At 74.5% G+C, this 8,890-nt stretch carries 8 protein-coding genes; all 8 read right to left on the bottom strand.

Going from position 1 to position 8,890, the window contains the following annotated elements:
* Nucleotides 1-288, bottom strand: a 288-nt coding sequence (locus ASG49_RS19135; RefSeq protein WP_200936334.1) for a hypothetical protein, incomplete at its 3' end; no start/stop codon positions are given.
* A gap of 103 nt (nucleotides 289-391) precedes the next feature.
* Nucleotides 392-2,008 carry an amidohydrolase gene (locus tag ASG49_RS14100; RefSeq protein ID WP_235562088.1) on the bottom strand — a complete coding sequence of 539 codons (1,617 nt, stop codon included), beginning with the start codon at nucleotides 2,006-2,008 and terminating at the stop codon, nucleotides 392-394.
* A gap of 8 nt (nucleotides 2,009-2,016) precedes the next feature.
* Entirely contained in the window at nucleotides 2,017-3,132 is a 1,116-nt protein-coding gene (locus tag ASG49_RS14095; RefSeq protein WP_056542908.1) for a DNA glycosylase AlkZ-like family protein, read from the bottom strand.
* A gap of 32 nt (nucleotides 3,133-3,164) precedes the next feature.
* Complete coding sequence (mmuM, locus tag ASG49_RS14090) at nucleotides 3,165-4,112, bottom strand: homocysteine S-methyltransferase (protein WP_056542906.1); 948 nt, start codon at nucleotides 4,110-4,112, stop codon at nucleotides 3,165-3,167.
* Between the two features lie 24 nt (nucleotides 4,113-4,136).
* A complete protein-coding gene (locus ASG49_RS14085; RefSeq protein ID WP_235562087.1) occupies nucleotides 4,137-4,586 on the bottom strand; it encodes a DoxX family protein in 450 nt (149 codons plus the stop codon).
* Between the two features lie 185 nt (nucleotides 4,587-4,771).
* Entirely contained in the window at nucleotides 4,772-5,428 is a 657-nt protein-coding gene (eda, locus tag ASG49_RS14080; protein WP_056542904.1) for a bifunctional 4-hydroxy-2-oxoglutarate aldolase/2-dehydro-3-deoxy-phosphogluconate aldolase, read from the bottom strand.
* Complete coding sequence (edd, locus tag ASG49_RS14075) at nucleotides 5,421-7,277, bottom strand: phosphogluconate dehydratase (protein WP_369814232.1); 1,857 nt, start codon at nucleotides 7,275-7,277, stop codon at nucleotides 5,421-5,423. The genes eda and edd overlap by 8 nt, the downstream gene beginning before the upstream one ends.
* 52 nt (nucleotides 7,278-7,329) lie before the next feature.
* The gene (gene zwf, locus ASG49_RS14070) at nucleotides 7,330-8,802 is read right to left on the bottom strand and encodes a glucose-6-phosphate dehydrogenase (RefSeq protein ID WP_056542900.1); all 1,473 of its coding nucleotides are present in this window, start codon (nucleotides 8,800-8,802) and stop codon (nucleotides 7,330-7,332) included.
* Between the last annotated feature and the right edge of the window lie 88 nt (nucleotides 8,803-8,890).

Below are 8,890 nucleotides of genomic sequence, written 5' to 3'. Positions count from 1 at the left end.
CCCCGCCGGTACGTTGCCGGCCGTGCCACCGCCCCCGACGGTCATGCCGCGGGCGAGCTTGCGGGCCACCGGCAGCGGCAGCGGCGGGCCCTTGGGGCCGAGGCGGGAGAAGCGGAACGGCGGGGCGGCCCCCGCGGCGAGGGGCGCGGCCGCGACCGGGCGCGGGCTCTCGGCTTCGGTGAGCGGGTCGCCCTCCTCGCCGGTGCGCCCCCCGACCTGGGTCGTGAGCACCCCCTCGCCTGCGATGAAGAACGTCTCCGAGCCGTGCTTGACGTGCTCCTGTGCCATGGTGCGGTCCCCTCTCCGGTGGAGCAGGACTACCAGCAGCGGCAGTCCGACGACCAGGACCGGAGGCGGGTCGGGCGTCACTGGTGTGGACCAGTGAGGGCGACTACGTCTCGTATACCGCTGCCCCGTCGACCCACGTCGAGACCACCCGGGCGTCGGACACCGCGGCGGCCTCACCGGCGAACGGGTCGCGGTCGAGCAGCACCAGGTCGGCGACCGCCCCGGGCGTGATCGCGCCCGCGTCGTCGCGGTGGTTCACCCAGGCCGACCCGCTCGTGTACGCCGCGAACGCGGTCTCGAGCGGGAGCGACTGCTCCGGCAGGAACGGCCGCTCGGGATCGCCGCCGTCGGGGTCCCAGCGGTTGACCGCGACGTGGATCGCGGCGAGCGGGTCGGGGGAGGAGACCGGCCAGTCGCTGCCCATCACCAGCCGGGCGCCGGAGGCGTGCAGCGACCCGAAGGGGTACTGCCACGCGCTGCGCTCGGGCCCCAGGAACGGCAGCGTCAGCTCGTCCATCTGGTCGTCGTGGCAGGCCCACAGCGCCTGCGCGTTGGCGGCCACCCCGAGCGCGGCGAAGCGGGGGACGTCGGCGGGGTCGACCACCTGCAGGTGCGCGACGTGGTGGCGCAGGTCGGAGCCGGTCGGCAGCCCGTCGAAGGCGTCCAGCGCCTCGCGCACGCCGCGGTCGCCGATGGCGTGGACGTGGACCTGGAAGGCACTCGCGGCCAGCAGGGCGACGTGGTGCCGCAGCGCCGCGGCGTCGACGAAGGAGTGGCCGCGGTTGGCGGTGGCGTGACCGCAGCGGTCGAGGTAGGGCGCGTTCATCGCGGCCGTGAAGTTCTCCGCCACGCCGTCCTGCATGATCTTCACGCTCGTGGCGCGGAACCGCCCGTGGGTGTACGCCGCCCGCCGCTCCACCAGCGAGGCGACCTGCTCGCCCCCGCGCTCGCGGTCCCACCACAGCGCGCCGACGACGTGGCCGGTGAGGTCGCCGCGCTCGGCCGCGCGGACGTACGCCGGGCCCGGGTCGTCCATCCCGGCGTAGGACCCCACGATCGCGTCCTGCCAGCCCACGACGCCGAGCGAGTGGAGGTGGCGCTGGCCCTCGAGCAGCGCCCGGTCGTAGTCGGCGTCGAGGGTGCGGGGCAGCAGCGCCGAGGCCAGCGCCATCGCCCCCTCGTGGAGCGTGCCGGTCGGGAAGCCCGCGGCGTCGCGCTCGATCCGGCCTCCGGGTGGGTCGGGCGTGGCCGCGGTGATGCCGGCCAGCTCGAGCGCGCGGGTGTTGACCCAGGCGCCGTGGTGGTCGCGGTTGGGCAGGAAGGCCGGTCGGTCGGCGACGACGGTGTCGAGGTCGGCCGCGGTCGGGGTGCCGCCGGGGAAGGCCGACATGCCCCACCCGCCGCCGAGCACCCAGGGGTCGTCGGGGTGCGCCGCGGCGTGGGCGCCGACGAGCGTGAGGTAGTCCTCGCGGGTGCTGCCCCCGGACAGGTCGCATCGGATCCGCTCGAGCCCGCCCTGCACGGTGTGGACGTGGGCGTCGACGAAGCCGGGGAGGAGCAGGCCCCCGGCACAGTCGACGACCCGCGCGCCCGCGGGCACGTCCTCGCCGACGGCCACGACGCGGCCCTCCTGCACCAGCACCGCGCCGACCTCGCCGCGGTGGTGGTGGCCGTCGAAGACGCGCGCGTGGACGAAGGCGGTGACGGGCGGCTGGCTCACACCGGCGATCATGCCGGGTCGGGCAGCTGCAGCCGGAGGAACCGCGCCAGGCTCGCGAGCTCCTCCCGGACCCCCTGGGCGGTCGCCTCGTCGAACGGCTCGTCCTCGTGCACCGCGTCGACGTGGAGCACCCCGGCGGTGTGGTCGGAGGTGGCGTCGACCTTGCCGACGAGCCGGTCGCCGTGGAGGACCGGCAGGGCGAAGTAGCCCCAGCGCCGCTGGGCGGCGGGCTTGTACATCTCCAGCTGGTAGTCGAACTCGAACAGCTCCCGCATCCGCTTGCGGTCCATCACCAACCGGTCGAGCGGGGACAGCAGGGCCGTGCGGCCCTCGAACGGCCGGTCGACCGCGGCCAGCAGGTCGGCATCGGCCCGCCAGCGGCCGCGCACGCCCTCCACGCGGACCTCGACCCCGGTGGGACCGACGTCGTCGGGCTCGCCCGGGGTCTGCGCGGCCCGCTCCCGGGCCAGCCCCAGCGCGGCGAGTCGTCGCTCGCGACGGGTGCGGTCGGCCTCGTCGGCCGGGACGACGGCGTCGTCGGGGTGCACCCGCTCGGCGAGGTCCCAGAGCCTGTCGCGGCCCTCGCGGCCGACGACCGCCACCTCGCCGCGCACCTCCATCAGGTCGAGCAGCCGGACGACGTTGCGGTCGTCGTTCCACCCCGAGGACCGCCACGGCACCACGCAGCTGTCGGGCAGCTGGCGCGAGGTCAGCGGTCCGTCGCCGCGCAGCCGCTCCAGCAGGTCGAGCCGGCAGGCGGTGTTGGCCTCGACCCAGTCGGCGGTGGCCCGTCGCCAGTCCGGCACCTCGCCGGTGCCGGGCCACGCGGACATGTCGGCCCGGAACAGGGCGAGGTCCTCGGCGGGGCGGAGCATGCCGTCGAGCTCGAGCAGGTCCTGCCGGGCCAGGGCGTGCTCGAGGTCGTCGTGGGAGTACGCCGCCCCCAGGCGGCTCCACAGCACCAGGTCGGCGTGGGGGGCGACGGCCGCGGTCTGGTCGTGCTGCAGCACGGTGAGGCGGCGTACGACGGCGAGCAGGTCGGTCGGCCGGGGGAGGTCGAGCAGCTGTGCCCGCACCGCGATCCGCCGGGCCTGCTCCCGGGTCAGCTGCGGCGGGTCGTCCATCGCCCGAACCTAGACGCGACCACCGACGGTCGTCAGCCCCCGAGCGTCCCGGTGGTCGTCCCGCTGGCGGCCCGGGCGACCGCCCCGATGTCGTGCGGCCCCACCCGGCAGCAGCCGCCGACCAGGCGCGCGCCGGCGTCGACCCAGGTCGGCACCAGCGCGGGGTCGAACGCCCCGCCCCCGCTCCAGGCCTTGCGCTCGCCGTCCCACTCCTCGCCGCGGTTGGGGTAGGCGACCGCGGGCAGGCCGGTCACGCCCGTGGCGGTGCGGACCGCCCCGAGGACGTCGGCCGGCGCGGAGCAGTTGACGCCGGCGGCGACGAGGATGCGCCGGCCGGCGGCGACGGCGTACGCCTCGGGGAGGGGTTGTCCGGCGCGGGTGCGGTCGCCCTCGACGCTGTAGGACAGCCAGGCGGGCAGGCCGACCTCGTCGAGCAGGTCGACCAGCACGGCCGCCTCCTCGAGGTCCGGCACCGTCTCGACGGCCAGGAGGTCGGGTCCGGCGGCGGCGAGCAGCTCGATGCGGGGCGCGTGGAAGTCGCGCAGCTGGGCGGGGGTGAGGCCGTAGCGGCCGGTGTACTCCGAGCCGTCGGCCAGCACCGCGCCGTACGGCCCCACCGAGGCGGCCACCCACAGCGCGCGGCCGGTGTCGGCGGCGACCCGGTCGCGGACCTCGCGGGCGACCGTGACGCTCGCGGTGAGCAGCGCCTCGGCCTCCGCGCGGGACAGGCCGGCGTCGACCAGGCTCGGCACGCTGGCCTGGTAGGACGCGGTCGTCGCGACCTCGGCGCCGGCCCGGAAGTAGGCCTCGTGGACGGCCGCGACCCGCTCCGGCTCGTCGAGCAGCAGCCGCGCCGTCCACAGCGACGACGACAGGTCGGCGCCGTCGTCCTCGAGCGCGTTGGAGAGCCCCCCGTCGAGGACCACCACCCCGCCCTCGGCGAGGCGGCGGGTCAGGGAGGTGTCGGGTCGCGCGTCCATGCCCCGATCCTCTCGCGACCCGGTCTAGGCGCGGGCGCGCGTCAGGGCGTGGTCGAGCGAGAGTCGTCCGGCCCCGACCGCGGCGAGCGCCAGGCCGAGCACGCCGATGACGAGCACCAGCTCGCCGCCGCCCTCGGTGACGAACAGCCCGGCGTCGCGGTGCGCGAACCACAAGGCCCCGGCCATGTCGACGAGCACGAGCAGCCCGACGACCGGCGTCAGCAGCCCGAGCACGAGCATCGCCCCGCCGACCAGCTCGACGCCGATCGCGAACGCAGCAGCGGCTTGGGGCAGCGGGATCTCCATCTGGGCGAACCCGTCGGCGGTGGCGCCGAGGCCGCCGCCGGCCTTCTGCCAGCCGTGGGCGACCAGCACCGCCCCGAGGGCGACGCGGGCGAGGAGGAGGGCGAGGTCACGGGCGGGGGCGGGTGCCCCGGTCGCCCCGGTGGTGCGGAGCAGCGAGCGGGTGGCCACGGGAGGGATCCTTGTCGTCGGGGATGTTTGAATCGTCAACCGTAGAGGGCCCGACTGAGAGGCGGCTGAGTCGAGCCGGGTGGACGAATCGGGCGCCGAGCGGGGGAAACTGCCCGTGGAAGCGGACCAACCGGACACCGGCGGGCAGTTTCACCGGTTGGCCGGTGAAACTGCCCCTGCCCCCCTCACCCCCGCAGGTAGGTCGTCTCCGCAGCAAGGTCGGTGATGCGGGACCAGTCGGCCGAGGCGACGGCGTCGGCGGGGGTGAGCCAGGAGCCGCCGACGCAGCCGACGTTGTCCAAGGCGAGGTATGCCGGGGCGCTGGCCGCCGTGATGCCGCCGGTGGGGCAGAAGCGGGCCTGCGGCACCGGGGCGCCGAGCGACTTCAGGAACGCCGCGCCGCCGGACTGCTCGGCCGGGAAGAGCTTGCACTCGGTGTAGCCGAGCTCGAGCAGCCGCAGCACCTCGCTGACGGTGGCGGCACCCGGCAGGTGGGGCAGGCCGGTGGCCTGCATCGCGGCGGCCAGGGTGTCGGTGGTGCCGGGCGAGACCAGGAACTGCGCGCCGGCGGCCGCGGCGTCGCGGGCGTTGGCCGGGGTGACGACGGTGCCGACGCCGAGCAGGATGTCGGGCACCTCGGCGGCGATCCGCTCCACGCAGGCCAGCGCGGCGGGGGTGCGCAGGGTCAGCTCGATGACGGGGACGCCGCCCGCGAGCAGCGCCTCGGCCACGGGCACGGCGTGCTCGACGTCGTGGAGCACCACCACGGGGACGACCGGGACGGTGTCGAGCAGGCCGCCCCAGGCGGGGGCGGCGGCGGGGCGGGCGAGGGTCTCAGTCATCGGTGGTCTCCGGGGCGACGGTGGTGGTCAGGGCGGCCTCGTGGGCCGGGAAGATGCTGGCGCCCTCGTCGGCGGGACCGACGCTGGTGCGGAAGGCGTGGAACAGCTCGCGGCCGGTGCCCCAGACGCGGCTGTCGTCGGCCCGGGCCGCCGCGCGCTGCTCCAGCTCGTAGGCCGGGACGTGCAGCTCGAGGATGCCCGCGTCGGCGTCGAGGGTGACGAGGTCGCCGTCGCGGACGCGGGCGATCGGGCCGCCCACCGAGGCCTCGGGGGTGAGGTGGATCGCGGCGGGCACCTTGCCCGACGCGCCGGACATCCGCCCGTCGGTGGCGATCGCGACCCGTTGGCCGCGGTCCTGCAGCACGCCGAGCGCGGGGGTCAGCTTGTGCAGCTCGGGCATGCCGTTGGCGGCCGGGCCCTGGAAGCGGATCACCGCGACGAAGTCACCGGTGAGGGTGCCGTCCTCGAAGGCCTGCAGGAAGTCGAGCTGGTCGTCGAAGACCCGCGCCGGGGCCTTGACCTGGCGGTGCTCGGGCGCGACCGCGGAGGTCTTGATGACCGAGCGGCCGAGGTTGCCCTCGAGCATCCGCAGGCCGCCGTCGCGGCTGAACGGGTCGTCGGCGGGCCGCAGCACCTCAAGGTCGAGGGAGGCCTTGGGGCCCTCCTCCCAGGTCAGCGTGCCGCGGTCGAGCCGCGCCTCGGTGGTGTAGCGCCACAGGCCGTGGCCGGCCACGGTGTGGACGTCGTCGTGCAGCAGCCCGTTCTTCAGCAGCGAGTGGACGGTGAAGGCCAGCCCGCCGGCGGCGTGGAAGTGGTTGATGTCGGCCTTGCCGTTGGGGTAGACCCGCGCCATCAGCGGGACCACCGCGGAGAGCTCGGCCAGGTCGTCCCAGGTCAGCGTGATGCCGGCCGCACGGGCGATGGCGACGAGGTGCAGCGTGTGGTTGGTCGAGCCACCGGTGGCCAGCAGCGCGACGCAGCCGTTGACGATCGCCTTCTCGTCGACGATCTTGCCGACGGGGGTGAACTCCTCGCCCCACGAGGTCAGGTCGACGGCACGGGCGGCGGCCGCGTCGGTCAGCGCCGCGCGCAGCGGCGTACCGGGGTTGACGAAGGACGCGCCCGGCAGGTGCAGGCCCATCACCTCCATCAGCATCTGGTTGCTGTTGGCGGTGCCGTAGAAGGTGCACGTGCCCGCCGAGTGGTACGACGCGGACTCGGCCTCGAGCAGCGCGTCGCGGTCGACCTCGCCGGCGGCGTACGCCTGCCGGATCCGGGCCTTCTCGCCGTTGGGCAGGCCCGAGGTCATCGGGCCGGCGGGCACGAAGATCGCCGGCAGGTGGCCGAAGGACAGCGCGCCGATCAGCATGCCCGGCACGATCTTGTCGCAGACACCGAGCATCAGGCCGGCGTCGAACATGTCGTGGGACAGCGCGATCGCCGTCGACATCGCGATCACGTCACGGCTGAACAGCGAGAGCTGCATGCCGTCACGGCCCTGGGTGATGCCGTCGCACATGGCGGGCACGCCGCCGGCGAACTGGGCGATGCCGCCCGAGCGCAGCACGGCCTGCTTCATCTGGGCCGGGAAGCTCTCGAAGGGCTGGTGCGCCGAGAGCATGTCGTTGTAGGCCGACACGATGGCGACGTTGGGCTTGACCTTGCCGCGCAGCGCGGCCTTGTCGACCTCGCCGGAGGCGGCGAAGCCGTGGGCGAGGTTGGCGCAGGCGAGCTTGGTGCGCATCGGGCCGCGGGTGGCGGACTGCTCGAGCCGGCGGAGGTACGCCGCCCGGTCGGCGCGGCTGCGCTCGGTGATGCGCTCGGTCACCGCGGCCAGGACGGGGTGCAGGGTGCGTGCGGTCATGTCAGGGGTCTCCTCGGACGGGTCAGTCGGAACGGGCTCACTCGTGCCAGGAGCGGCCGTCGCGCTCGATGAGCGTCGTGGCGGCGAAGGGGCCGGACGTGCCGGCCGGGTAGCGGCGGGGGGCGTGCTCAGGACGGGCCCAGCGCTCGTGGATCGGCTCGATCCACCGCCAGGCGGCCTCGACCTCGTCGCGGCGCATGAACAGCGTCGGGTTGCCCCGGACCACGTCCATGAGCAGCCGCTCGTAGGCCTCGGGCGAGTGCTTCTGGAAGGTCTGCGCGTAGTTGAGGTCGAGCGAGACCGGCCGCAGCCGGATCCCGCCGGGACCGGGCTCCTTGGCGGTGAGGTGCAGCTTCATCCCCTCCTCGGGCTGGAGCTGGATCACCAGGCGGTTGGGCTCGCTGGTGCCCTCGGCGTCGGGGAACATCGGGTGCGGGACGGCGCGGAACTGGATCACGATCTCGCTGTAGCGGCTCTCCATCCGCTTGCCGGTGCGCAGGTAGAACGGCACGCCGGCCCAGCGCCAGTTCTGCACCTCGGCCTTGATCGCGACAAAGGTCTCGGTGACCGACCCGGGGCGCTCGGCGTCATCGCGGTAGGAGCCGACGGCGCCGCCGTCGGCCAGCCCGGCCTGGTACTGCCCGGCGACGACGTGCTCGTCGACAGCCGTGCCCGTGATGGGCCTGAGCGCCATCAGGACCTTCAGCTTCTCGTCGCGCACGGTCTCGCGGCCGACGTACGTCGGGGGCTCCATCGCCACCAGGCACAGCAGCTGGAGCAGGTGGTTCTGCACCATGTCGCGCAGCGCGCCCGAGCCGTCGTAGTAGCCGCCGCGCGACCCGACGCCGAGCGACTCGGCGGCCGTGATCTGCACGTGGTCGACCGAGGTGGCGTTCCACAGCGGCTCGAGGAAGGTGTTGGCGAAGCGCGTGACCAGCAGGTTCTGGACGCTCTCCTTGCCGAGGTAGTGGTCGATGCGGAAGATCTGCTGCTCCTCGAACACCGCGCCGACGGCGTCGTTGATGGCCAGCGCCGAGGCCAGGTCGTGGCCGAGCGGCTTCTCCAGCACCAGCCGCGACTGCGGGGTGACCATGCCGTGGCGGTCCAGCTGCTCGCTCACGGTGCCGAACAGCGAGGGGGCGATGGCGAGGTAGAAGACGCGGACCTTCTCGGCGTCGGGAAGCTGACGGGCCAGGGCGGGCCAGCTGCCGTCGTCGGCGATGTCGAGGCTGACGTGGGTCAGCCGGTCGACGAAGCGGTCGAGGACGGCCGCGTCGAGCTCCTCGGGCCGGACGAAGGAGGGCAGGTCACCGCGGATCTTGTCGCGGTAGCCGTCCTCGTCGAGGCCGGCGCGGGAGGTGGCCACGATGCGGGTGGTCGGGGGGAGCTGGCCGTCGCGGTCGCGCAGGTAGAGGGCGGGGAGCAGCTTGCGGACGGCGAGGTCGCCGGTGCCACCGAAGACGACGATGTCGGCTGCGGGGACGGGGGAAGGGCCGTGCGAGGGGGACATCAGGGTCTCTCTGGGATCGCTGGGTCGAGTCACCACCGTAGGGAGGGTTGTGCACGACTGCAAGCACAGTTAAGTACTTTGGCGGCAG

Source organism: Marmoricola sp. Leaf446 (assembly GCF_001424755.1).
In the GTDB taxonomy this organism is placed as follows: domain Bacteria; phylum Actinomycetota; class Actinomycetes; order Propionibacteriales; family Nocardioidaceae; genus Marmoricola.
The sequence above is the reverse complement of the archived record's forward strand: the minus strand, read 5'-3'. Positions and strand labels throughout refer to the sequence as shown.

What these genes read in the sequence shown, in the direction of transcription:
- zwf (WP_056542900.1), bottom strand. Translation starts at nt 8,802, where the DNA reads ATGTCCCCCTCGCACGGCCCTTCCCCCGTCCCCGCAGCCGACATCGTC.
- ASG49_RS14095 (WP_056542908.1), bottom strand. Translation starts at nt 3,132, where the DNA reads ATGGACGACCCGCCGCAGCTGACCCGGGAGCAGGCCCGGCGGATCGCG.
- eda (WP_056542904.1), bottom strand. Translation starts at nt 5,428, where the DNA reads ATGACTGAGACCCTCGCCCGCCCCGCCGCCGCCCCCGCCTGGGGCGGC.
- mmuM (WP_056542906.1), bottom strand. Translation starts at nt 4,112, where the DNA reads ATGGACGCGCGACCCGACACCTCCCTGACCCGCCGCCTCGCCGAGGGC.